Genomic DNA, 21,998 nt, shown 5'->3' with positions numbered 1-21,998 from the left:
TTTACACAAGTTTTTATACTGAACCAAAATGAAAGAAGATGAGATGAATGAAAGTTGTAACAGTTAAGTCAATCTGGCTGACCCTGCTCACGGTCTTGAGCTTTGTCCTGCCATTTTGGGGCTGGCTGCCACTGGTGTACTTGTACAGCCAACGGCAGGATCCGGCCATGCAGGGGATGGAAAAGACACTTAAGCTCGCGGCTGGCGTGCAAGTAGCGTACTTGGTGATTTTGGCGGCAATCTTCTACTTCTTTGCCCCGATTCACGATTAAAAACACATGATTTCAATTTTTTTAGTACAAGATCTTGTGAATGCCTCCTTGTCAGCTAAGTCTTTATAGAGAAATATTTTATCACTCTGTCAGTTTTTTCACGTGAGGGCTACTTGCTGCCGGGCGAGTAAGTGATGCGCTTGATATCCGGGTATTTGCGCAGGTTCATGATGATCTGGTTTTCATCGATCCGGCTGGCGATTTCGCCATCGCAGCTGAAAAGGACATGGTCGTCAGAGACGCTGATGATCTTGATGCTGAGCTGGTGGACCTCGTTTTTTTCCAGTTCGCTTTGAATGGTTTCCAGGATATGGGGCGTGTTGCTGGCTTCGATCAAGAGGCTGATGCTGACCTTGCGGAGCAGGTTGAGGACCGTTTCTTCCCGCAAAAAGCGCTGCACGAGCAGGAGCAGGACGGCGGCCACGATTCCAACCCAGTAAAGGCCGACCCCAATCGCGATTCCGATGGCTGAAGTGGCCCAGAGTCCCGCGGCGGTCGTCAATCCGGAAATCTGCTCTTTATGGACCATGATGGTCCCGGCACCGATAAAGGAGATTCCCGTGACCGTCAAAGAGGCGATTCGCGATGGATCGTAAGAAACGTTGCTGAAAGTGAGCATGTCGTAGAACCCATACTTGGAGACGATAGAAAACAGGGTGGAGGCAATGGCTACCACGACGTGAGTATGCAGGCCCGCGCTCTTTCTCTGTGTTGCCCGCTCAAAGCCAATCAGGCCGCCGCAAAAGGCGGACAGCAGGATCCGCAGAAGCCAGACCAGTTGAAAGCTGACAGGTATGCCGGTAAATTTTTCCATATTTTTCCTCCTTACTGATTTTAGTTCTTTCGGCGCAAATAAGCCGAAAAAATAAAAAATTTCCAAAAAGACTTGCAAAAGTCTGCAATTAATGATTAAATTAATAACTGTGTTAAGGCACAAGAGTTGCTGACTTAGCTCAGTTGGCAGAGCACTTCACTAGTAATGAAGGGGTCGGAGGTTCGAATCCTCTAGTCAGCATTATACAGATTCTTGTTTACGATTAAACTTTATTTATCAGCGTTTTGCAAAGATAAATAAAGTTTTTTTGTAATATAGATCTATTGACAGTTTATCAGAATGATAAGTCAGCAGCAGAAAATATGGAATCGTTTAATAAAGGGAAGATTTGATGAGAATTGGCGAAGCACTGCGTAAAAGAAGATTGGAACTAGGGTTGACCCAGCAAGAAATGTGCGAAGGCATCCTTAGCCGACCTTTTTATGCAAAGGTTGAAAGTGGAAAAATCGAATTAACGCGGAAAGCTTGTTCAAAATATTATTCGCGCGGCAAATCGACCTTGTCGAATTTGGCAAGCTGGTTCAAGGAACGTACGATTCGGCAGAAAATAAGGCTGAGAAGCGGTATCAAAGCCAGATGAACGTGGCAGTAAGTACCAAAGATCTTAAATTAATGGAAAAATACTGTCAGGACATAATTGAGTCGTTGAATGATTCCGCAGCACTAGCTGTTTATATGGTTGAATTTAGTAGATCTAAATATTTAACATTAGATTTAAGTGCAATAAACTTAGGGGGGCAATTACAGAACATTGTAGGACCAATGATATTTGGAGAATCTGCCGCATCTAATTCGTTGGCTCCTTTGAGTATGTGTGTTTTGACTTTAAGTTTTACGGTGATTGAGTTAAGAAGAATACTTAGTTTATGCAGAAAAAAATAGCACAATGAATGTCGTCATGACACTATATTGAATGCACGCGAGTTAGGTTAAATACAAAAAAAGAGCTGATCACGGCTCTTTTTTTGTGGCATTCAATTTTAGCATGATTGACCGCCGCCGCCGGACGGCTACGGAATGGACAACGCCCTTTTTTTCGTCGTAATTTTGCACTGCATCCAGGTTTATCAAGCTTTGCCGGTCAGCAGGGACCAAGCTTGGATACCTTTTTTCATAATCCTTGAGGGTGCCCAGGCAATCGAAGACCTTATTTTTGGCGTAAACCCGCAAGGTCTTGAAAGGCTGATTCCATATTTGGAAAACGGGAACTTCGGCTTGGCCTTTAGTCAGAAGCATGGACAATGTAATTTTGGATTTTGAAAAAATGGTTGAAAGAAAAGCTAAGCGACTGTCCCGTAAAGAGATCACGCCGGCAAGCAGTCTCAGCAGTCTTTGCACGGGGCACGAAATCAGCGATTTTGGGATCGGCGAGCTCCTTTTTAAGCTGTTTCAGTAGTGGATGAAACAAGATTATTTTTTTATTAAAAAGTATTGACTTTCTCATTTTTAAGCACTAGAATATCAACATAAATAACAGCAAAGGAAATTATTAGAAAGGAGATGTGGAAAATGCGCGTTGAATTTAGCAACAGTGATAGAATCGGTTGGCGTAAGGGCTGTGGTACAAGATAGCTTAATTTTGTAGCGTCAAGCACTAATTGTGTTTGGCGCTTTTTGTATATGGAGGAGAGGGCATGGATTTACATATTAAAAGGACTTTACAACCTCTGGTCAATGGAGATCAAATTGTGTTTGGTATCGGGAATAAAGGCTTAATCAGAAAAGTACCGGATACCGAGTTGAATGAAAAAGTCATTAAATACTTAAACGGGGAACTGGATAGAAAAGACTTGAAGATTTCAGATCAAGAACTGATCAATATAATTGAGAAATTTCGGTCTTTAGGCTTAATTACTACTAATTCGTATAGCGATAACTCAAAATATTCCAGAAATATCAGCTTCTTTGAATGGATGGACACGTCTGACAATGTTGATCCAAATATATACCAAGAAAAATTGCAGAAAGCAAAAGTAGCTGTGTTTGGAGTTGGCGGGATTGGATCTGCAATGGCTGAATACCTGGTTAGAGCAGGAGTAAAGAATATCAAACTGGTTGATTTTGATACAGTGGAAGAATCAAATCTCACGAGACAAACGGCTTATGTGGAAAGCGACATAAATAAAGCTAAGATACAGGCGTGTTCAGATTACTTAAAAAAGATAGACAGCACTGTTAGTGTGGAGACTGTACATTGTAAGATTACAGGGCCAGCTGATATTGAAGCGAATATTAATGCTGAAACCAATCTGATTGTAAATTCGATGGATCAACCAGCAGAGTTAGACAGCTGGTTTGATGAAGTTTCTAACAAGACTAAAAAAGCTGTGATTTTTAGCAGCTACGCTTCAACTGCAACAAATGTGTATCCTAAAATTCCAGGTGTAACAAGAGATTACAGTGAATTTTTAGGTAAGGAACAGATTACAAAAGACTGCATAATTGACAATAGTTTTCCAATGGCGGCAATCTCGTCTGTAACAGCAATGGCAGCGGGCATGGCTAGTTACTACGCAATTATGTTTCTAACTGGAATTCGAATTCCGAAAGATGCTATTCAGATAGATTTTGATGGATGGACAATCTTGAAGATTAATGTTTCTGTAGCGGGATAAGGAGGAGTAAATTGTTAAAATTATGGCTGAAAGCTAATCGGCCGCGGGCGGCCGTATTGCTGGCGCTGAGCGTCTTGTTTCAAGCTGTGTCAGCCTACAGTCTGTACTTAATCAGTCCGCAGCTGAACAGCTTGATTGGTGGAAAATTTACCTGGCTTTTCGGCCTGGCCCTACTTAAATTGGCTTTGGATTTGTTTGGCAACCTGCTTTTGGCGGTAAACAACTACTTGTTCAGCCAGCAGAGTCAAGCAGCAATCGACAGCTACCGGCAAAATTTGCTGCAGGCCTACTATGACAGCAATGATCAGTGGCCGACAGCTGATCTGCAGAATGACTTGGTCAATAATTTGCAGGTGATTAACCAAGATTATTGGCAAAGCATCTATTATTTCGTCAACAATGTGCTCTACGCCTTTTTTGTCAGTGTGGCAATTCTTTCCTTTAATTGGCAACTGGTTCTTTGTGCTTGGGCAATCGCTATTGTGGCTCTTTTTGTGCCGAAGCTCTTTGAAGAAAAAAGCAGCGCGGCAACTGAAGCCGTGGTTAACCGCAACCAAAAGTACTTGCAGGCACTGGACCAGTGGTTGGCAGCAATTGAGGAACTGCGGCGTTTTTCTTTAAAAAAGGTATTGTGCCGGCAGCTTGGTGAGGAAAGCCAAAAATTGGAGGACGCCCGGATCAAGCGGCAAGCTTGCCTGTCAGTCGCGGAATTCACGCAAGAAATAGTCGACAATATCGGGATTGTGGGAGTCCCTTTTCTGGCGGGAATACTGTACTTCAGGGGCCAGGTGGCTTTCGGGGCAATCATCGCTGCTGGCTATTTAGCCAATGGCGTTTTCAGTTCCCTGCAAGAGGCGTTTTCGGCTTACATTTCGGCAAAATCAACGACTAAGTTGAACGAAACCATGCTCCAGCATTTGCAAGTTCAAGCGGCCGCGAAGACGGAAGATCCCCAAACGATTATCGGCCGGGGGATAGAAGTGAACTTGGGCGGGCAAGTGATTAAATATCCAGATTTTACGATCAAGGCAGGAGAGAAGGTCTTACTTACCGGGCCAAGTGGCTGCGGGAAAAGCAGCTTGCTTAAACTTCTGCTTGGCCAAATTGAGCCGAGCAAAGGCCAGCTGACATATTTGGATTCTGAAGGGAAGGAAATCCCAAATCCGGCCCGGTCCTTTGAATATCTGCCGCAGGCTGGCTGGATTTTCCCCGGAACAGTCACTGACAATATCACCATGTATGATGCCAAAAAGCAAAGTAAATTGGCGGAGGTACTGAAAAAGGTTGGCTTAGACCGGGACTTCTCTAAGGCAGTTGACCTCGACCGTGAGGTCAGTCCCCAGCAGGCAGACCTGTCTGGCGGGCAGAAGCAGAAGATTTTCCTGGCCCGCGGCCTCCTGCGTCATAAAAAGTTCTCCTTGATGGATGAACCGCTGAGCGCGCTTGACCAGGCCAGCCGGCAGAAAATTTTGCCACTTCTGCTGGGGCGGAAACAGACTTTGATTTTTGTTGGGCATAATTTACCGCTCGAAGAGCGGGAGCGATTTGATCAAGTGATCAATTTGAAAGAAGGGGAAGATTTTGCAAATTAAGGATTTGTTTCGGCTAAACCCCGGCCGCTTTCTGGCATTACTGCTGGCCCGGGCATTGACGGCCCTGCTGACGGCGTGGGCAGCTTTTGCCTTGACCTGGGAGTTCAGCGCGATAAAAGACCGGCATTTTCAGCAATTTCTGCTGTTTGCGGTTCTGCAGCTTTTCTTGCTCTTGCTTGGCAGCCTGCTGGATCAAGTGACCGATTATTTTTGGGAACTGCACCTTGAAAAGTATTTTCACCAGATCCGGCAGGAGGTTCTTGCCCACGCTTATGCTGAAGCGGCTGGGACAAAGGAAAATCTTCAAAGTGAATTGACCAATGACCTGGAAATGCTGAAGGACCAGTATGCTGATTCTATTGGCGGCATCGTTCACTCGGCCGTCCTGCTGGCCTTGGTTGCCGGTTCTCTGGCGTCTTTCCGCTGGAGCCTGCTCTTACTGGTTATTGCCGTAAGCGCCTTGCAGATGTACTTGCCACGCGTACTTGACGAGCCACTGCAAAAAGCTACTGACAAAATTTCGGCCAGCAACCGGAAATATCTGCAGACTCTGGCCGATTGGCTCAATGGCATTGATACTTTGCGCCGCTACGCGGTCGGGGAAAAATTCCTAAGCATTATTCATGCTGATGCCCGCGAGTTAGAGTCTGCTTATGTAAAGCAGCAGAAAGCTGACCAGGAACTGGACTACCTTAATCAAGCTATTTATTCTTTGGGGAACACGCTGATTTTCCTGCTGACTGCTTATTTGGTAGCGCGCGGGCAGCTCGAATTCGGCTTGATTGCCTCGGTAAATGACTTCAGCTTGTACCTGTTTGGCTCTCTGATGAACATTGCCAATTACCGGGGGCAGTTGGTTGCCAGCCGCGGCTTGCGGGAAAAGATTCTGGACTTGCGGCAGCCACTGGCTCAAGCGGAAGAAGGGGGGACAGCGCCAGCTGCCTTCTCTGTAAAGGATCTGCGGCTGACTTTTGCCAATGGACACGAAATCAAGTATCCAGATATCCAAGTCAAACCGGGGGAAAAAGTACTCTTGACCGGGGCCAACGGGACTGGCAAGTCGACTCTGTTTAAGCTCCTGGTAGGGGAAGCAGCGGCCAGTGGAGGACAGATCAGCTTTTTTGACCAAGCTGGAAAAAAGGTGAAGCCTGACCGGACGAAAATCGGCTACCTGCCTCAGCAGGCGGTCTTATTGCCAAGCAGCGTCATGAACAATATCACCATGTTTGATCCAGAGCTTGAGTCAAAGGCGAAGGCCAGCGCGGCCGACGCCCAGCTGTCTGAGGCAGTTGATAGTTGGCCTCAAGGCCTGGAAACGCCGGTTGACTTGGCAGGGGACAATTTGTCTGGCGGGCAGAAGCAGAAAGTAGTGTTGGCCCGCGCGGAAGTTCGTGACAGCCAGCTTCTCTTGGTTGATGAAGGGACCAGCGCGATCGACCAAGCAGCTGGCCGGAAAATCCTGGACAAATTGCTCCAGTCTAAACAGACGGTGGTTTTGATCGCGCACAATCTGACTAAAGAAGAGCGGGACCTGTTTGACCGGGAAATTAAACTATCCGCCTAAAAAATCAACTTTTTTCGCGAAAGCTCTTGTCAAGGACACGATTTTATGGTTTAATTAATAACTGTGTTAAGGCACAAGAGTCGCTGACTTAGCTCAGTTGGCAGAGCACTTCACTAGTAATGAAGGGGTCGGAGGTTCGAATCCTCTAGTCAGCATATTTTAACCGTCACCTGCAGGGTGGCGGTTTTTTCTTGCCTAAAATCCTTCAAGCTTTTATAAAAATTGCTTCATCCTTTTTGGACTATAATGTAACTGCAGTATAAAAATTACAGAAATCAGGAGGAAGAAAATGGCACTCATTGAACTCAAGCAGGTGTCCTACCGGGCAGGTGACCAGGAAATCCTGCAAGACGTCTCCTTTGCCGTGGAGGAGGGGGACTACCTCACCTTGACCGGACCGTCGGGCAGCGGGAAAAGCACGACTTTGAAGCTGATCGCGGGCTTGATCTCACCTAATAAGGGGGAGATTTTTTACAAGGGGCAAAATCTTGATAGCCTGGATCTGGTCCAGTACCGCCGGCAGGTGTCCTACTGCTTTCAACAGCCAACCTTGTTCGACGAAACGGTTAAGGACAACCTGGCCCTGCCTTTTGCCATCCGCAAGCAAGACTTTGCTGAAAAGCGGGCCCAGGAAGCCTTGAAGCAGGTAGATTTGCCAGCTGACTATTTGGATAAAAAGATTACCACCCTGTCTGGCGGGGAGAAGCAGCGGGTGGCTTTGATCCGCAACCTGCTTTTCCGGCCGGAGGTCCTCCTGTTGGATGAGGTGACGACCGGGCTGGATGAAGAGAGCAAGCGGATCGTCCACCAGCTGATCGCCCGGGTGCACCAGGAGGGAACCACGATCGTGCAGGTGACCCACGACCAAGAGGAGCTGGCCGCTTCCAAGCAGCTCCTGCACATGGAAAAAGGAGGAGTTTTGAAATGAAAGCAATAGCTGTCAGCGATCTGTCATTAATCTTGTCTTTTGCCCTTGTCCTGGTATCCGTGGCGATTTCCTGGAAGGAAAAGCTGGGCTTGACCAGGGACATTTTTTACAGCGTGGGCCGGGCTATCGTCCAGCTGGTCATTGTCGGCTACGTCTTGAAGTTCATCATGCAGGTCAACAATGCCCTTTTGACCCTCTTGATGACCTTATTTATCATTTTTAACGCGGCCTGGAACGCCAATAAGCGGGATCCCAACCCGAACCGCCAGCTCTGGCAGTCAATCATAGCCCTTTTGATCGGGACTTACATCACCTTGGGCGTATTGCTGCTGACTCAGACGGTGAAGCTGAAGCCGATGCAGATCATTCCGATTACGGGGATGATCGCCGGCAATGAGATGGTGGCTATGGGTCTGTGCTATAAGGTTTTAGCCACGGGTTTCCATGACCAGCGCCAGCAGGTTTTGGAAAAAATCTCCCTCGGGGCTGACGTGAAGACGGCCAGCATGACCATCCTGCGGCGGAGCATCAAGACTGCCATGCAGCCGACGATCGATTCAGCTAAGACGGTGGGGCTGGTCAACCTGCCGGGGATGATGTCCGGGTTGATTTTTGCCGGCGTGGATCCAGTTTATGCAATCAAGTACCAGATCATGGTCACTTTCATGCTTTTGTCAGCGACTGGCCTGGGCGCCGTGATCGCGGGCTACCTGTCCTACCGCAACTACTTCAATAAGCGGAGCCAGCTGCGGGAAGAGCAGTAGCGATGTTAGAAAAATATTTTACCTGGCTGGCAGAAGTACTGTTAATCATAGTAGTAGGCTTGGTTTTCATAACTCTCCATTCTCTCTACTATAGTTATGGCATGATGATTTTTGGTGAGCATTCCGCGGCAGCAATTGAAATGTTTGGGAAAGCGAAAAGCTTTGGAGTAGCATTTACACTGTCGCGGTGATAGTCATTGCTGTAAGCACGCAAATCGTCAGATCTTTTAATGATCAATTCACTGGCCGGCAAGCCCGGAATTCCATCTATTTTAATGGGTGGATGGATAGGGCTTGCCGGCCTTTTTTGCGTTGTAGATCTGGTCGTTGATGTATCTTTCTACGGTATACTTTGACATGTTTCCAACTGTCCCTATGTAGTAGCTTGATGACCATAAATGTCCGCCCCAGCATTCCTGCTCTCGGATTTCTGGATGCTTGCGCAAAAACGCATATCCAGTATTCCCCTTCAGTGCCTTCACCACTTCACTGATAGATTTGGATGGCCTAAAGGATATCATGGCATGAACGTGATCCGGCATGACTTCCAGCTTCTCAATTCTTATGTCATTTCTGGATGCTGCTTTGAGAATGAGCTCTTTCATCTCGCTTGCCAGGTCCTCAGTTGTAAATACCTGATTGCGGTATTTGGTGCACCAGATCAAGTGATAGTGACAGTTGTAAACATAACGCTGCGCGTATACCGCGTCTTGTATCTTATCAGCCATTGCAAATCTCTCCTTATTTACTTGCCCTAAGCTTTAGGCCATATAAAAAGCGGGCATTGAATCACCTTTTGTGCTACAATTATAGCATAGAATCGAGATGAAAAAGATGGCCAAAAAGAAGGAAAAAGCTAAGGCTTCAAAAAGCAAAAAGATAGCTAAGGTCAAAGACGAAAAGAAGCAGCGCGAAAAACTGATAATTCCCATGACCGAGCTGCCATATCATCTTGGCCTCAAAATGCGGATCTATCCAAGCAATGAGCAGAAAAGACTGATCGCCATCAACAGCGGCGTCAGCCGGTCTGTCTACAACAAGCTGATCGTCATCAACTCTGAGCTGAATCAGCTTAAAAAGGTCAATACTTACGTCAAGCTCGTAGCTGACAGAATCAAAGCACTTGAAGAGCGCAAACGCAAGCTTTCCAAGTACTACTTCTACATGAACTCAGAAGACGTGGACAGCTTGACCATCGCACAAGCGAAGCGCTGCTACAGTGCTGCCTGGAACATGTACTTCAAGGTGCACTCTTCTGGCCGGCCAAAATTCCATAAGAAGGGCGTGAATGACGGCTATCAGACATCTTGTTCATACGACAGCAAGAAAAAGAATATAGAAAACTGCACTCCGTTTTCTGGGACGGTGCGCTTTCTTGACATGAAGCACGTCAAGCTTCCAAAGCTGGGAAGAATCAGAATCAGTGGATCAAGCTACCGCAAGGTTCTTGCCCACAATCCAAACTTTAGAATTGGCACTGCCACTATCAAGTACGATGCCTCTGGCTACTACCTGTCCCTTCAGATTGGCGACGTGGTTCCTTTCAAGAGCCAAAAGCCGAAGACGGACAAGACGACCGGCATTGACCTCAATCTTGACAATTTCTTGACTGATTCAGACGGGGTGGTCGTGGACAATCCACGCTTCTACCGCAAGTCTTTGAAACGCTTGAAGAGGCTTCAGAGACGGGCATCAAGAAGACAGACCCGGGCCAAAAAAGAAGGCCGGAAGCTCTGGCAAAGCCGAAACTATCAAAAGGCCCGTCTTCAGACATCTCGCCTGCAAAGAAGAGTTCGCAATCAAAGAGATGACTTCCTTCAGAAGCTCAGCACGGCATACATCAATAACCACGATGTAGTTGTGCTTGAGAATCTGAGAGGAAAGAATCTGTTAAAAAATTATGCCTTGGCCATGTCGATTTCAGACGCGGGCTGGACCAGCTTTCAGAGAATGCTTGAATACAAGGCAGACCTCTATGGCAAGACCTATTTGGAAATCGACAAGCGCAACACGACACAGCGCTGCAGCAGCTGTGGGTCAATCATGGGCCACAACGGCCATGAGAAGCTGACTTTGAAGGACCGGGAGTGGGACTGCCCAATGTGCGGGACACACCACATCCGCGACTACAACGCGGCTCTGAATATCTTGGAGAAAGGAATTGCCAAGCTTTCGGATCAAGAATACAAGATAATACCGTACGATTCGGAAGCTGCAAGCTGAAGCAAATCGCACAGTCTATAGTAGAAAGAAAGAGCCCCAGGCAACCCGAGGCTCTCTAATATAAGTTTGGTAATTGGATGATCCCTGCACCCGCAAATCATCTGTATCTGACTAGTGTGAGCTGGGACGCCTTTAGGCATCTCTCGACTTGCAAGCCTCGGACTTCAGTCCGAGGTTGGTTGACAAGGAGTAAGAAGTAACTGGAGGATGCCTAAGTTATGAGCAGCGATGAGTGCATGGCTTGATGCAATCGAAGCAATGCGATTGTCGAATTATCCCTCCTTTTGCTGACCAAGTATTACCGCTAATTTTTTATGAAAAAAGCTCTAACTGCCTCTGTGGCAATTAGAGCTTTGTTTGTTTCTAAAATTAATTCGCGATCCGGCTTACTTAACGTTGCCTGCCTTGATGTAACGGCCGACATTGATCCGGTAGTAAGTCTTCTTACCGATCTTCCGCTTGCCGCCGTAAGTGAAGACCTGCTTGCCCTTCTTTAAGGTAGCAACTGACTTCACCCGCTTGCCCTTGCTATTGTAAGTCCAAGCATTGTGAACCAGCTTGCGGGCAGTACCATCAACGTTGTTGATCTTGATGTACTGGTTGGTCCCGATCTTGTAGTAGTTGTTGCTGCCGATCTTGACGATCCCGCCGATCACGTAAACGTAAGTGTACGCGCTCTTGTAAGCACCGGTTCTCTTGCCGGCGGAAGTGTAGACGTAAGACTTAGACATGATCTTCTTCTTAGTCTTGCTTACAGGTGCTTGACTGGCTGGCGTCTTAGATGGGCTTGATGAAGAACTGGATGATGAGCTGGAGCTGATTGACAGAGGCAGAGCTGAGATGTTCCCGTCAACATTCAGCCCCTTCCAGTTTTCAGTGAACTGCCAGATGATGACCCCGTTCATTGACGGGAAGTATGAAAAGTCTGGCGCGTCGATCCGGCCTGAGCTGGTGTAGTAGGCTACCCACAATGAGTTAGGGTAGGTTGCCGTAACCGTGCTCATGTTGATCGCGTTGTTCAAAAGGTAAGAACCAGAGTAGAGCAATGGCTGGTAGCCAGCTGCCTTAACCTTCTTCATGAAGGCCATGATGGCGCTGGTATTAGCACTTCTGCTCCCGCTGGTTGAGTTGCCGCCGCTGGTTTCCCAGTCACAAGCCAGGTATGAGCCTGCTGGCAGGCTGACTGCCTTGGCGCTGGCGATAGCGTAGTCCGCTTCACTCTTAGCTCTGGATGAACTGGAACCGAAATTGGCGAAGTGGTAGGCCATTGGCAACAGTTTGTTGGCCTTGGCGCTGGCTACTTGTGCCTTGGCGTTTGGATTCCGGTAGCTGGTGCCTTCGCTGACCTTGACAATGACGAACTGAGCGCCCGCCTTGCTGTACTTGGTCGTGCTGGTTGGCTGGTAGCTTGACACGTCAACCCCATAAGAACGGCTGCTGGCGCTGGTCGTGCTGGCCTGTGCCAGGCCGGCGAAGCTCATGCTTACAGCTGCCGTTAATGTGGAGACTAACGCAAGCAGTTTAAGGTGTTTAAACTTCATGTATCTGGTACTCCCATTAAAAAAGTGTGTGATTTAAAATGCTCAAAATAAGTGGTTTGTTTTGCAACAATCTTCATTATATAACTGCAATGTTACAAAACCTTGACACAACCTTTTCTAATTCTTAAATAATATTACAGTTTTTAGCACTGAAAAGGCTTCCCTTTAAGCAGATCGTTTGAGCTTGCCTGCCGACTTATGTAAAATACCCTTTGTCGTTGTCATTGAACCAGTAATATAGATAAGGGAGCGAATAGGAAATGCAGATTAGAAAAGCAGAATTGAAAGATTTTGACCAGGTGATGGCGATCCTGCAGGACGGGCGCAACCAGCTGGCAGAAAGCGGGATTGACCAGTGGCAGGGGGACTACCCGAACCCTGACCACGTCCGTCAGGACATCGAGAATGGCTATGCCTACCTGGCCAAGGCCGACGACGGGGAAACAGTCGGGACCTTGACCATTATTCCCGCGCCGGACCACGCTTATGATCAATTGGACGGGCACTGGCAAATCGACACGAATGACTACGTTACCATCCACCGGGTGGCTATCCACTCTGACCACACTGGTCACGGCTATGCTTCTCAACTCTACCAGGCAGTGATCAACTACTTCGCCAGCGGCTTCAATGACATCAAGTCCGTCAGAGTCGACACCCATGAGGATAACCTGCCCATGCAGCACTTGATCGAAAAGAGCGGCTTTAAGCGGGTCGGCACCCTGCATGGGGTCTACCGGGAAAACGAGACCAGCTACGTTTACGAACTTCTGACTGTTTAAATTATGCTTACTAAGTAATAAGTAAGTCGCATAAGTAAACAGCTTAAAAATAATAGCTGTTTTGAAATTCGTAAGGAAAAGATCATATTTTCATCACAACTATCTTGTATATTAGATTCGTAGCTTGAGGTTGTGGAGAGCCGCAAGTTGCAACATCCAAATTTCTTTTATTTTTCTTTCCTCAATGTAACATTGCATTGATTTTATACATACACAACACATTCCTAACCAAAGTCAGTTGTTCTTCTAAGCAACTGGCTTTTCTTGTGCTCTGAAAATGAAAATGCCCGTGTTATACTAGTTATTACCAGATTAGAAAAAAGTTTCGCAATAATTACTTTCATATTTTTTAAGCAAGCATATAATAGAGCTACTGAGCAATAAGGAGGAGCCAAAGTGAAATCGGTCTTGATCAGTCAAGATCTATCCTGTGTTGGTCAAGTCTCGCTGGCGGTCGCCTTGCCCGTGTTAGGGGCCAGCGGCCTGCAGACCGCGGCTTTGCCAACGGCAATTTTGTCAACGCATACGGGCGGGTTCGGGGAGAACACCTTCCTGGACCTGTCGGCCAGTCTGCCAGATATTTGGGCGCACTGGGACAAGGAAAAGATCTCTTTTGACGCCATCTATTTGGGCTACCTGGGCCAGGCGGCCAGCCGGGTCTGGGAGAAGGGGCTGGAAGAATACAGCCGGCAGGGGAAACTCATCCTGCTGGACCCGGCTATGGCTGACCACGGCCGTCTCTACCGCGGCTTTGATGACAGCTATGTTGTCCAGATGCAGCTCTTGGCCCGGCAGGCAACGATTTTGACGCCCAACTTGACCGAAGCCCTGCTGCTCTTGAATGAGCCGGTGGACTTTACTGAGTTTGACAGCCACCGGGCCTGCGTGATCACCCAGCGCCTGGCCCAGAGGTTTGCCCTGTCCCAGGTGGTTTTGACCGGGGTGCCCCTGGCCGACAACCGGATCGGGGTTTACGGGCTCAGCCGGGGCGGCCGGGTTTGGGAAAGGACCCAGGACCGGATTCCGCACAGCTATTTTGGCACGGGGGACCTTTTTGCCAGCAGCCTCTTGGCCGGCCTGCTTCACGGGCTGGACTTGGAACAGGCAGCTGGCGTGGCCGGGGACTTCGTGGCCAAGGCAATCCTGGCAACTGATTTGGACCAGGACCAGCGCTTTGGCCCTAATTACGCGGCGGCCCTGCCTTGGCTTTTGCAGCAATTGCAAAATTAGTGCATTGATCATCTATTTTAAGGAGGGGGAAATAATTGCGCGATGAACAGAATTCTTTAAGAGCAGTCGTGATGACCGGCTTGTTCGCGGCCATGATTTATATCGGCATCTGGATCCTGCGGATCCCGCTGCCGGCGGTTGTTGGCCGGCCTTTCATCCACTTCGGCAACACCTTGACGGCCGTGGCCATTCTCTACCTGGGCTTCCGTAACGGGGCCCTGGCGGGGATCATCGGCCTGGGCGGCTTTGACATCCTCAACGGCTACGCGGCTACCAGCTGGCTGACTATGCTGGAAGTCGTAGTCGTGGCTGCCATTTTGTCCGCGGTCTACAAGGGCATGAAGTACAACGACAGCAAGAAGAACATCATTATTTTGGCGGTCATCGCCGGGGTAACCAAGATTTTTACCTCTTACGCGACGATGGTCGTGGCTGCCTTGATGGCCGGGACGGCATTGCAGCCAGCCCTGGTCGCGGCCTTCCTGAGCCTGCTGGCCACGGTGATCAACTCCTGTTCAACCGCGGTCTGCACGCCGATCCTCTACTTTGCCTTGAAAGATATTACCGTCCGCGTCATGAAGCGGGCACACTAAAAGGCTTCCCGGCTGGGAAGCCTTTTTTAATTGCTGAAAAGCTGGTCGGCGATTTTGGCTGGCAGGGGATCAGGCAGAACCAAATCCAGGCCGACCGCGCTCTTGCCCTTGAGATTTACCTCGCGGACCGTGGCAGGGTCGATTTTCGCTGAGCCCAGGTAGTAAAACTTTGGGCCGTAGGCATCCGCCCGCTTGACGAAGACCGGAATCCGGGTGACTTGCTGGCCAGATTCCGTCCCCCGCAAGAGCTGCTGGACTTCCGGGGAAGACAGGTGGCGGGGAGTTCTGGTATACCAGGCCAGGCGCTGGCCGCGTGCCTGGTTGTCATAGCGGGCATTTCTTTGCTCCTGGTCAGTTTTTTGATAAGTGATAAAAACCGGACAGACATTGCCACTCAGCCGGTAGCCATACATGGGCCGGCTGACGTCTAGTGGCCAGTTGAGCAGGCGGCAGACCTCCTTGCGGTCGTAAGCCGCGTAGAGGGTGAAGTCTTGAGTCGGGTCTTTTTCTTTGGCGAGGAAGAGGCCAGTTTCGACCGCGTCTTTAAACAGGCGGAGGAAGGCGGGACTAGCTTGGACAATCTGAGGATTTAAGGACCAGCAGCCGTCCTTTAAGCAGGCGACAGGCTCGCCGCCGTACTTGGCCTTTTGGCTAGTTGATCCGCTTTTGACATCATAGAAGTCCAAGGAGAGGATGGCTTCCAGAGATTTTTCCAAGGCGGGTGAGTCGTAGGCCCCGTAATTTTTTAACAGAGCTTGGAAGTCTGTCTGACTGATTTGGCCTTTTGGCAAAAGGGCCTGCAAAAGCAAAAGTTCATGTGGCCGCTGGCCTGGGGCCAGTTCCTTAGTAACGAAGGAGAGGACCTGGCTTTCGTAAGAGGACAGCTGGCAAGGCTGGCCCATTTTTTCCAGGAAGGCTCCGTAGTGGGGCAGGGACTTGTTGTCCAGCCAGAGGCGGGGTGAAACCTGCCCTTTTTTGGCGAAATCCAGCAAAAGGGGCGGCCGGCCCAGCTGCTGGGCCAGGTCCGCGTAGGCTTCCCGCAGCTGCTTGAGCGAGTCCAGCTTGACCTTGTCTAGGGAGGCCAGGATCTCCTGGCTGGCGATCTGGCTGAAGTTGATGGTGGACAGGCCGGCGAAGCTGACGGTTTGCAGCTGGTACTTCAGCTGGTCGCGGGAGAGCTTTTTCCCGGCTAAGGCCAGGGGGATCAGGTAGTTGTTCTGGTAGTTGCCGATGAAGTCCAGGACGGTGACGAAGTCCTGGCCCGGGTAGAGGCGCAGGCCCCGGCCCAGCTGCTGGATAAAGACCGTGGCTGACTGGGTGGCCCGGAGCATGACGATCTGGTTGAGGGCGGGAATGTCCACGCCTTCGTTGAAAAGGTCGACCGTCACCAGGTAGTGGAGGCGGCCGCTTTCCAGATCCTTGACCGCCTGCCGGCGGACAGCTGGGGGATCCTGGTTGGTCAAGGCCTGGGCCGGCTGGCCCTGTTGAGTAAAAGCTTCCGCCAATTGCCGGGCCTCTTCCTGCCGGCTGCAGAAGACCAGGCCGCAGGGGCGGGGACCGCTATAGCCGTAATAATCCAGTTCTTTAAGGAGGTAGCTGACCCGCTTTTTCGCGCCCAGCCAGCGGAGGTCGCTGAAGTCATCAGAAGTCTGGCCGTCAATTTCATAGTCGCGGATACCGATATAGTGGAAGGGCGTGAGCATTTTGCTTTCCAGGGCATCAGCCAGGCGGATCTCGTAGGCTAAATTGTAGTCAAAGAGGGCAAAAATATCCTGCTGGTCCATTCGCTCCGGCGTGGCTGTCAGACCCAGGCAAAAGGCCGGGCTGAAGTGGCTGAGAACTTTTTGATAGCTGGGCGCGGCGGACCGGTGGGCTTCATCGATCAAGATGTAGTCATAAAAATCAGCAGCCTGGCTGGCCAGGAACTGGTCCTGGGAAACGGTCTGGATGGTCGCGAAGGTGTAGCGGGCCTGCTGGTGGCTGGTCCCGGTCAAAAGGGCGAAGTCGCTGTCCTTGCCGTCGATAACCTTTTTGAAGGTCTCAAGGGCCTTGCGGGCGATCTCTTCCCGGTGGACCAGGTAGAGGAAGCGGCGGGGGACAAAGTCTTTGACCGCCAAAGCCGCCAGGTAGGTTTTCCCCGTCCCGGTAGCAGAAACGACAAGGGCCCGGCGGGCGCCGCTTTTGACTAAGGCTTGGAGATTTTCCAGGGCGGCTGCCTGCATCTGGTTGGGAACGATCTTTTCTTGTTTCACGTGTAACACAGGCTTGGCTGGCGGCTGCCAGCTTTTTTCATAGTCAGCTAGCCAGGTGTAAGTCAGGGGCTGGCTTTTGCCCGTCAAGTCCGCTAAAGCCGCAGCTAGTTGCCGGGGCAAGGCCGAATCGGTTTGGGAATCGACCTTGAGGCACCATTCCTGGTTGGCCAGGAGGGCGGACCGGGTGAAGTTGGCGCTGCCGATGACGGCGGTCTGCCAGTCCCCATGGTCAAAAAGATAGCCCTTAGCATGGAAGGGACCGTCCACGATCCGGACGGTAAGATTGGAAATTTTTAAGAGCTCGGCGAAAACCCGGGGCTGGTTGAAGGCCAGGTAGGTCCCGGTGATGATGGTCCCGCGGACCCCGCTGGCTTGCAGGTCTTCCATGACCAGCTTGAAAGGGGGCAGCATGTCGGCGGTGATGAAGGCCACGGCCCAGGTAAAGGACTGGCAGGTCAGCAGCTGCCGGCGCAGGGTTTGCCAGATGTTTTCTTGCTGATTGCTGACGAGCCGGGGCGGGCTTAATGGGGAAAGTTCCATGGATTTGACCTCACTGTGGAAAGATTTTTTACCATCATAACACAAGAGAGCAGCGGGGAAGATAGGAAAAGAATTATGTTACATGTGAAACAATCAGTGCTATAATAATGATAAAAATAATAAAAGCTTTTTTACAGAGGAGAGAACAATGAAAGCGAAGAAAATCCGGGCCCTGGCCCGGGAAAACCTGAAGCAGATCCCGAAGAAGATCTACATGCCGATGGGCCTGCTTCTGGTTGTGGCAAATATCATACCGAATGTCTTTGGCCAGGCCACTGATTCCAAGTCAGGGGTTGGAGCTAATATCATCTTCTTTCTCTTGGAAATTGCGGCCGCGCTTTTGACGGCTAACGGCTACATCTTCTTTGATCGCTGGCGGAATAAGATCCAAAAGGGCGGGGAAGAGCCAAATGCCTGGTGCGGCCTGAGCGGGCGGCACCTGGCCCGGCTGGCGGTCTACGGGGTTATCGAAGCCTTAATTATCGTTTCCGTGACGCTGGCGATTGTCGCGGTGATCGTTGGGTTAGTGATTTCGCAAGTACCGGTAGCGGTAAGCATCATTCTTTTGACCTTGCTGGTCGTTTTGCTGGTCTGGATTGAGCTGCGGCTGACCTATGTCGTTTACGTGATCGACGATGATGTGCGGACCGGGCAGAAGCGGTCAGTCTGGGCAGAAATCGGGGCTGGCTGGAAGCTGACCAAGGGCCGGGTCTGGAAGCTACTTTGCCTTAATTTATCCTTCTTAGGCTGGGACATTTTGACCGCCTTTACCCTGGGAATTTTGGGTATCTGGCTGATACCATACTACAATTTGGCAATCGCCGAAACTTATGAACAGAGCAAGGAAGACAAGTATTAGTATTAATCTGCAGACGCGCGATGGCGCGTCTTTTTTTACGGGCAGGGAAGAATAGCTTATAATTTTTAATAGAAAGGACGTGAGGCAGATGGCACAAGCCTTATATATCAGCGAGATTCACATGGACTTGAACGAGTACACCAGGATGGCCATGAAGGTGACGGAAAAGAGCCGGCGGCGGATCATCATGATCGCGGAAGCAATCTGGATCGCGGCCGGAGCGGTGGCTTTCGCCTTGAAGCAGTATGACTTCACGGTCATGTTTGCCCTGGTGATTGCTTTTTACCCGGCGGCACTCGTCTACCTCTACAAGCGGCGGCTGAAGAAGATTTACGCGGGCATGCCAGCCATCAAGGATGACTACGTGCGCTACGAATTCTACCCGGACCACTTCCTGGTTTTGACCAACCGGGGGGACGGGGAATACCGCTATGACCAGATCACCCGCTATGTTGAAACTGACGAGGAAATCATCATGATGCCGGCTCCGGACCAGGGCATGCTACTTTTGAAGAAAAACTGCAGCCCGGACTTGATCAAGTTTTTACGGGAGAAATGCCAGCGGTAGTTTCACGTGGAACACAGCGAAAGTGGCAAATTGCCGGAAAAGCTGTTAAGATTAAGGAAACAGGCTTTTTTAAAAAGGAGCTGGTAAAAAATGAAATTTTCCCATAAATTGAGTGACGCGGTCCACCTGCTGGTCTACATCGAGATTTTTCCCGATGATGACCTGTCCAGCCGGGCGATCGCGCGTAGCATCGTGACCAATCCCAGCATGGTGCGGAGTCTGATGATGGACCTGCGCAAGGCAGGGCTTTTGAAGACCAAGCAGGGGAGCGCTGAGTCGGAACTGGCCAAGAAGCCGGAAGAGATCAGCCTCTACGATATCTTCGCGGCAGTCGGTATGGACCACCACTTGCTGCACGTCGATGAAGACACGGAGCAAAAGTGTCCGGTTGGCGGCAACATTCAAGGGCCGCTGGCTAAGGCCTACGCGGAAGTGGAAGAGGCGGCTTTTGCCAAGATGCGGGAGATCAGCCTGCGGGAAATTGTCGACCAGATAAAAGAAGACGGGCAGCTTGCTTAATTACGTCAGCGAAAGCTGGCGTTTTTTTATGGAAATGGATGTTGACTTTAAAAATACATGTGCTAGAATTACTGTAGATTTAAAAATAACAAGTAAACGAAATAGAAACTAACGGAGGCAATTATGAAGTACGCTATTTCAGCGGCTACTGGCAACTTCGGCCAGACCGCGGTCAAGAATTTGGTTGATGCAGTTGGGGAAGAAAATGTAGTGGCGATCGTCCGCAACGAAGAAAAGGGGAAGCAGCTTTTGCCAGCTGGAATTGAAATCCGCCAGGCTGACTACGGCGATGAAGCAGCTGTAGAAAAGGCCCTGGCTGGCGTGGACAAGTTGCTCTTTATTTCCTCTCAGCCAGGCGGGGCAGTAACTAGAGCTGACCAGCACAAGAATGTGGTTGAAGCTGCTAAGAATGCCGGCGTTGGCTACGTGGCTTACACCAGTTTCCCGAAAGCCAGTGAAAGCGACAACTGGCTGGCAGCTGACCACAAGCTGACGGAAAAGCTACTTAAGGAGAGCGGCCTCAAGCACTCCTTCCTGCGCAACAACTGGTACCTAGAAAACGAAATGACTTTCCTTGCTCCAGGTCCGGCAAACCGGCTTTACTGGGCTAACAACTTTGCCGGCTGGGCACCGGAAAGTGAATATGCTGCGGCAGCGGTTAAGGTTTTGACCAGTGATGATCCAAAGGAAGTTTACGAATTTGCCGGCCCGAAGCGGAGCTACCAGGACCTGGCAGCGGCCTTGAACGTGGCAACTGGTGAAGCAGCAGCAGCCGAGCAGGTCAGCCAGGACGAATATGTGAAGGCCTTGGAAGGCCTGGGCTTGGATCATGATACGGCGGAAATGTACGCTGCCTTCCAGCAGCCAATTGATGATGGCTCATTAACTGAAGAAAGCAGCGACCTGGAAGAAGTTCTGGGCGGCTTGACTCCGCTGGACCAGGCAATTAAGGAACTTTTGGTAAAGTAGCTTTGGCAGATACTTTTTTCGGAAAAAGCAGGTATAATGTAGGAAAAGTTACTTGTTTTTGAAAAAAGGAGCAGAACAATGCCATTTGTACACATTGAACTCTTGGCTGGCCGGACGCCAGAACAACTGGAAAAGATGATGAAGGACGTGACCCGCGTGATTTCTGAAGACACCGGTGCACCAAAGGAACACATTTCCGTGATCATTAATGAACTTGGCAAGCAGCAGCTAGCTCAAGGCGGCGAATGGAGAGAACCACAAGCTTAAAGATTTTGACTCACCCAAGGCGGGTGGGTCTTTTTTTCGGGAAAATAACAGGTGGGAAATAATGTTCAAAGTGAATCAAAAGGGAAGGAGGGCTAGAGAAGCAAAGGATGAGGGGGCTTTCTTAAAAGAAAAAATCTTAGCAAAATTAATATAATAGTTGGCTAAACTTGGTATAAATTTTATGATAAGATAATAGGTGAAAAGTGAGTAGAAAACAGCGAATGAGGCGAAAGCGGAAGATAAAACGCAACAACACAGCACTAGAAAGCCAGCACTGACAAGGAAGGGTCAGGGCTGGCTTTTGTTTTCGGAAAGAAAATGGGGCTGGGGGCTGCTGCGCTGCCGTTTTTTCATTATGAATAAATCGTAATAAAGTCGAAATCGCGCCAGACCAGGCTTTTACCGCTGCCGGCTGCAAAAAAAGTTCCTGGCACAGATAATGTGTCACGAACGGAGGTAGTAAAAATGATTACCAGTATCAAACTTTTGGAAGCTAATCAGATCCTGGCCCAGGTCTTGGACAGCGAGAGGGGCAGTGAGATCAACGTCAAGAAGTTTTGCAAGCTAGCTGCCTGCTCACGGCCAACCTTTTACGCCCACTATGGCAGCATGCGGCAGCTCAGTGCGGAATTACTATTAAAGAAGCTAGACCAGCACTTGTACTTTGCCACCAGTGATTATGGCAATGGCCTTAAGAGGCTATTGACCTATATGGAAAAAGACCGCTGTTTCATTTTGAACCTGCTGGCCTTGATTGATGCGGAGAAGGGGAAAATCAAGGGCAAGGAGTTTGCGACCCGTTTTCCGCAGAAGGTTGAATGGCTGCTGCGAAAGAAGACAGTTTGCTATGTTGATGCTCATTCCTTAAGCGGGGATTATTCGATTAAGACCTTGAACAATGCTGCCCATATCATCTACGCGATCCTGTACGAGTGGCTGGCTGAAGGCCTGCAGCTAAGTGCGCGGGATGTTTATGACCGCTGCCAATTGGCGATTGAGATTGTCGAGGAGCAAACGAGTAAGAAAGCGCTTTTGTAATTCAAAAAGAAAAAAGTAAAAAACCGCCAATTGCAAGAATAAATTGA

Annotated in this window: 24 protein-coding genes and 2 tRNA genes; 21 read left to right on the top strand and 5 right to left on the bottom strand. The window is 49.6% G+C overall.

Annotated features, from left to right (window positions below; genetic code table 11):
- Nucleotides 1–47: 47 nt before the first annotated feature.
- Nucleotides 48–272 (top strand): hypothetical protein, encoded by a 225-nt coding sequence (locus HMPREF3168_RS00375; protein ID WP_070487926.1) that lies wholly within the window; start codon nt 48–50, stop codon nt 270–272.
- A 109-nt stretch (nt 273–381) separates the two neighbouring features.
- On the opposite strand, the gene HMPREF3168_RS00370 is transcribed toward HMPREF3168_RS00375, so the two are convergent.
- On the bottom strand, nt 382–1,086 hold the full coding sequence (locus HMPREF3168_RS00370) for an MgtC/SapB family protein (protein ID WP_011543473.1): 705 nt from the start codon (nt 1,084–1,086) through the stop codon (nt 382–384).
- Nucleotides 1,087–1,214: 128 nt separating this feature from the next.
- On the opposite strand from HMPREF3168_RS00370, the gene HMPREF3168_RS00365 reads away from it, so the two are divergent.
- From HMPREF3168_RS00365 to HMPREF3168_RS10545, 3 genes are all read left to right on the top strand, one after another.
- Nucleotides 1,215–1,287: transfer RNA gene (locus HMPREF3168_RS00365), tRNA-Thr, on the top strand.
- A gap of 151 nt (nt 1,288–1,438) precedes the next feature.
- Nucleotides 1,439–1,687: a helix-turn-helix domain-containing protein gene (locus HMPREF3168_RS10045; protein ID WP_246825658.1), complete on the top strand. Its 249-nt coding sequence runs from the start codon at nt 1,439–1,441 to the stop codon at nt 1,685–1,687.
- Nucleotides 1,684–1,989, top strand: a complete 306-nt coding sequence (locus HMPREF3168_RS10545; protein ID WP_246825657.1) for a hypothetical protein — start codon at nt 1,684–1,686, stop codon at nt 1,987–1,989. The genes HMPREF3168_RS10045 and HMPREF3168_RS10545 overlap by 4 nt, the downstream gene beginning before the upstream one ends.
- A gap of 69 nt (nt 1,990–2,058) precedes the next feature.
- On the opposite strand, the gene HMPREF3168_RS00355 is transcribed toward HMPREF3168_RS10545, so the two are convergent.
- Nucleotides 2,059–2,343 carry a LytTR family transcriptional regulator DNA-binding domain-containing protein gene (locus HMPREF3168_RS00355; RefSeq protein WP_070487929.1) on the bottom strand — a complete coding sequence of 95 codons (285 nt, stop codon included), beginning with the start codon at nt 2,341–2,343 and terminating at the stop codon, nt 2,059–2,061.
- 398 nt (nt 2,344–2,741) lie between these two features.
- Here HMPREF3168_RS00355 and HMPREF3168_RS00350 point away from each other — a divergent pair, with 398 nt between their 5' ends.
- From HMPREF3168_RS00350 to HMPREF3168_RS00320, 7 genes are all read left to right on the top strand, one after another.
- On the top strand, nt 2,742–3,722 hold the full coding sequence (locus HMPREF3168_RS00350) for a ThiF family adenylyltransferase (protein ID WP_070487924.1): 981 nt from the start codon (nt 2,742–2,744) through the stop codon (nt 3,720–3,722).
- 11 nt (nt 3,723–3,733) lie between these two features.
- Nucleotides 3,734–5,314: an ATP-binding cassette domain-containing protein gene (locus tag HMPREF3168_RS00345; RefSeq protein ID WP_070487922.1), complete on the top strand. Its 1,581-nt coding sequence runs from the start codon at nt 3,734–3,736 to the stop codon at nt 5,312–5,314.
- Nucleotides 5,304–6,878: an ATP-binding cassette domain-containing protein gene (locus HMPREF3168_RS00340; RefSeq protein ID WP_002880563.1), complete on the top strand. Its 1,575-nt coding sequence runs from the start codon at nt 5,304–5,306 to the stop codon at nt 6,876–6,878. The genes HMPREF3168_RS00345 and HMPREF3168_RS00340 overlap by 11 nt, the downstream gene beginning before the upstream one ends.
- An 82-nt stretch (nt 6,879–6,960) precedes the next feature.
- Nucleotides 6,961–7,033 (top strand) — tRNA-Thr (locus HMPREF3168_RS00335).
- Between the two features lie 134 nt (nt 7,034–7,167).
- Nucleotides 7,168–7,806, top strand: a complete 639-nt coding sequence (locus HMPREF3168_RS00330; protein ID WP_003611104.1) for an ABC transporter ATP-binding protein — start codon at nt 7,168–7,170, stop codon at nt 7,804–7,806.
- On the top strand, nt 7,803–8,570 hold the full coding sequence (gene fetB / locus HMPREF3168_RS00325) for an ABC transporter permease (protein ID WP_070487919.1): 768 nt from the start codon (nt 7,803–7,805) through the stop codon (nt 8,568–8,570). The genes HMPREF3168_RS00330 and fetB overlap by 4 nt, the downstream gene beginning before the upstream one ends.
- A 2-nt stretch (nt 8,571–8,572) precedes the next feature.
- The gene (locus tag HMPREF3168_RS00320; RefSeq protein ID WP_168161980.1) at nt 8,573–8,761 is read left to right on the top strand and encodes a hypothetical protein; all 189 of its coding nucleotides are present in this window, start codon (nt 8,573–8,575) and stop codon (nt 8,759–8,761) included.
- An 81-nt stretch (nt 8,762–8,842) separates the two neighbouring features.
- On the opposite strand, the gene tnpA is transcribed toward HMPREF3168_RS00320, so the two are convergent.
- Nucleotides 8,843–9,298, bottom strand: coding sequence for an IS200/IS605 family transposase (tnpA, locus tag HMPREF3168_RS00315; protein ID WP_070487917.1), 456 nt, complete (start codon nt 9,296–9,298; stop codon nt 8,843–8,845).
- Nucleotides 9,299–9,491: 193 nt separating this feature from the next.
- Between tnpA and HMPREF3168_RS00310 the strand changes: the two genes are divergently transcribed.
- Entirely contained in the window at nt 9,492–10,793 is a 1,302-nt protein-coding gene (locus HMPREF3168_RS00310) for an RNA-guided endonuclease InsQ/TnpB family protein (RefSeq protein ID WP_168161981.1), read from the top strand.
- 386 nt (nt 10,794–11,179) lie between these two features.
- On the opposite strand, the gene HMPREF3168_RS00305 is transcribed toward HMPREF3168_RS00310, so the two are convergent.
- On the bottom strand, nt 11,180–12,334 hold the full coding sequence (locus HMPREF3168_RS00305) for an SLAP domain-containing protein (RefSeq protein ID WP_070487915.1): 1,155 nt from the start codon (nt 12,332–12,334) through the stop codon (nt 11,180–11,182).
- Between the two features lie 260 nt (nt 12,335–12,594).
- On the opposite strand from HMPREF3168_RS00305, the gene HMPREF3168_RS00300 reads away from it, so the two are divergent.
- The 3 genes from HMPREF3168_RS00300 to HMPREF3168_RS00290 all read left to right on the top strand — a co-directional run bounded on the left by HMPREF3168_RS00300 (nt 12,595) and on the right by HMPREF3168_RS00290 (nt 14,939).
- On the top strand, nt 12,595–13,116 hold the full coding sequence (locus tag HMPREF3168_RS00300) for a GNAT family N-acetyltransferase (RefSeq protein WP_002880554.1): 522 nt from the start codon (nt 12,595–12,597) through the stop codon (nt 13,114–13,116).
- Nucleotides 13,117–13,512: 396 nt separating this feature from the next.
- The gene (locus HMPREF3168_RS00295) at nt 13,513–14,346 is read left to right on the top strand and encodes a pyridoxamine kinase (RefSeq protein WP_070487912.1); all 834 of its coding nucleotides are present in this window, start codon (nt 13,513–13,515) and stop codon (nt 14,344–14,346) included.
- 35 nt (nt 14,347–14,381) lie between these two features.
- Nucleotides 14,382–14,939, top strand: a complete 558-nt coding sequence (locus HMPREF3168_RS00290; RefSeq protein ID WP_002880550.1) for an ECF transporter S component — start codon at nt 14,382–14,384, stop codon at nt 14,937–14,939.
- A 26-nt stretch (nt 14,940–14,965) separates the two neighbouring features.
- On the opposite strand, the gene HMPREF3168_RS00285 is transcribed toward HMPREF3168_RS00290, so the two are convergent.
- Nucleotides 14,966–17,731, bottom strand: coding sequence for a DUF3427 domain-containing protein (locus HMPREF3168_RS00285; RefSeq protein ID WP_070487910.1), 2,766 nt, complete (start codon nt 17,729–17,731; stop codon nt 14,966–14,968).
- Nucleotides 17,732–17,879: 148 nt separating this feature from the next.
- Here HMPREF3168_RS00285 and HMPREF3168_RS00280 point away from each other — a divergent pair, with 148 nt between their 5' ends.
- From HMPREF3168_RS00280 to HMPREF3168_RS00255, 6 genes are all read left to right on the top strand, one after another.
- Nucleotides 17,880–18,590 carry a DUF975 family protein gene (locus HMPREF3168_RS00280; RefSeq protein ID WP_003612734.1) on the top strand — a complete coding sequence of 237 codons (711 nt, stop codon included), beginning with the start codon at nt 17,880–17,882 and terminating at the stop codon, nt 18,588–18,590.
- Between the two features lie 88 nt (nt 18,591–18,678).
- Complete coding sequence (locus tag HMPREF3168_RS00275; protein WP_003612735.1) at nt 18,679–19,158, top strand: YcxB family protein; 480 nt, start codon at nt 18,679–18,681, stop codon at nt 19,156–19,158.
- 90 nt (nt 19,159–19,248) lie between these two features.
- A complete protein-coding gene (locus tag HMPREF3168_RS00270; RefSeq protein WP_070487908.1) occupies nt 19,249–19,677 on the top strand; it encodes an Rrf2 family transcriptional regulator in 429 nt (142 codons plus the stop codon).
- A gap of 123 nt (nt 19,678–19,800) precedes the next feature.
- Complete coding sequence (locus tag HMPREF3168_RS00265) at nt 19,801–20,646, top strand: NAD(P)H-binding protein (RefSeq protein ID WP_070487905.1); 846 nt, start codon at nt 19,801–19,803, stop codon at nt 20,644–20,646.
- Nucleotides 20,647–20,724: 78 nt separating this feature from the next.
- Nucleotides 20,725–20,913, top strand: a complete 189-nt coding sequence (locus HMPREF3168_RS00260) for a 2-hydroxymuconate tautomerase (protein ID WP_002880537.1) — start codon at nt 20,725–20,727, stop codon at nt 20,911–20,913.
- Between the two features lie 465 nt (nt 20,914–21,378).
- The gene (locus HMPREF3168_RS00255) at nt 21,379–21,951 is read left to right on the top strand and encodes a hypothetical protein (RefSeq protein ID WP_003612724.1); all 573 of its coding nucleotides are present in this window, start codon (nt 21,379–21,381) and stop codon (nt 21,949–21,951) included.
- The last annotated feature ends 47 nt before the right edge of the window (nt 21,952–21,998 follow it).

This window comes from Lactobacillus sp. HMSC08B12, from assembly GCF_001808415.1.
Classification (GTDB): domain Bacteria; phylum Bacillota; class Bacilli; order Lactobacillales; family Lactobacillaceae; genus Lactobacillus; species Lactobacillus delbrueckii.
This window is presented reverse-complemented; position numbering and strand designations above follow the sequence as displayed.

Coding starts and splice junctions, on each gene's coding strand:
- HMPREF3168_RS00375 (WP_070487926.1), top strand. CDS start 48: ATGAAAGTTGTAACAGTTAAGTCAATCTGGCTGACCCTGCTCACGGTC.
- HMPREF3168_RS00370 (WP_011543473.1), bottom strand. CDS start 1,086: ATGGAAAAATTTACCGGCATACCTGTCAGCTTTCAACTGGTCTGGCTT.
- HMPREF3168_RS10045 (WP_246825658.1), top strand. CDS start 1,439: ATGAGAATTGGCGAAGCACTGCGTAAAAGAAGATTGGAACTAGGGTTG.
- HMPREF3168_RS10545 (WP_246825657.1), top strand. CDS start 1,684: ATGAACGTGGCAGTAAGTACCAAAGATCTTAAATTAATGGAAAAATAC.
- HMPREF3168_RS00355 (WP_070487929.1), bottom strand. CDS start 2,343: ATGCTTCTGACTAAAGGCCAAGCCGAAGTTCCCGTTTTCCAAATATGG.
- HMPREF3168_RS00350 (WP_070487924.1), top strand. CDS start 2,742: ATGGATTTACATATTAAAAGGACTTTACAACCTCTGGTCAATGGAGAT.
- HMPREF3168_RS00330 (WP_003611104.1), top strand. CDS start 7,168: ATGGCACTCATTGAACTCAAGCAGGTGTCCTACCGGGCAGGTGACCAG.
- fetB (WP_070487919.1), top strand. CDS start 7,803: ATGAAAGCAATAGCTGTCAGCGATCTGTCATTAATCTTGTCTTTTGCC.
- HMPREF3168_RS00320 (WP_168161980.1), top strand. CDS start 8,573: ATGTTAGAAAAATATTTTACCTGGCTGGCAGAAGTACTGTTAATCATA.
- tnpA (WP_070487917.1), bottom strand. CDS start 9,298: ATGGCTGATAAGATACAAGACGCGGTATACGCGCAGCGTTATGTTTAC.
- HMPREF3168_RS00305 (WP_070487915.1), bottom strand. CDS start 12,334: ATGAAGTTTAAACACCTTAAACTGCTTGCGTTAGTCTCCACATTAACG.
- HMPREF3168_RS00300 (WP_002880554.1), top strand. CDS start 12,595: ATGCAGATTAGAAAAGCAGAATTGAAAGATTTTGACCAGGTGATGGCG.
- HMPREF3168_RS00285 (WP_070487910.1), bottom strand. CDS start 17,731: ATGGAACTTTCCCCATTAAGCCCGCCCCGGCTCGTCAGCAATCAGCAA.
- HMPREF3168_RS00280 (WP_003612734.1), top strand. CDS start 17,880: ATGAAAGCGAAGAAAATCCGGGCCCTGGCCCGGGAAAACCTGAAGCAG.
- HMPREF3168_RS00275 (WP_003612735.1), top strand. CDS start 18,679: ATGGCACAAGCCTTATATATCAGCGAGATTCACATGGACTTGAACGAG.
- HMPREF3168_RS00270 (WP_070487908.1), top strand. CDS start 19,249: ATGAAATTTTCCCATAAATTGAGTGACGCGGTCCACCTGCTGGTCTAC.
- HMPREF3168_RS00265 (WP_070487905.1), top strand. CDS start 19,801: ATGAAGTACGCTATTTCAGCGGCTACTGGCAACTTCGGCCAGACCGCG.
- HMPREF3168_RS00260 (WP_002880537.1), top strand. CDS start 20,725: ATGCCATTTGTACACATTGAACTCTTGGCTGGCCGGACGCCAGAACAA.
- HMPREF3168_RS00255 (WP_003612724.1), top strand. CDS start 21,379: ATGATTACCAGTATCAAACTTTTGGAAGCTAATCAGATCCTGGCCCAG.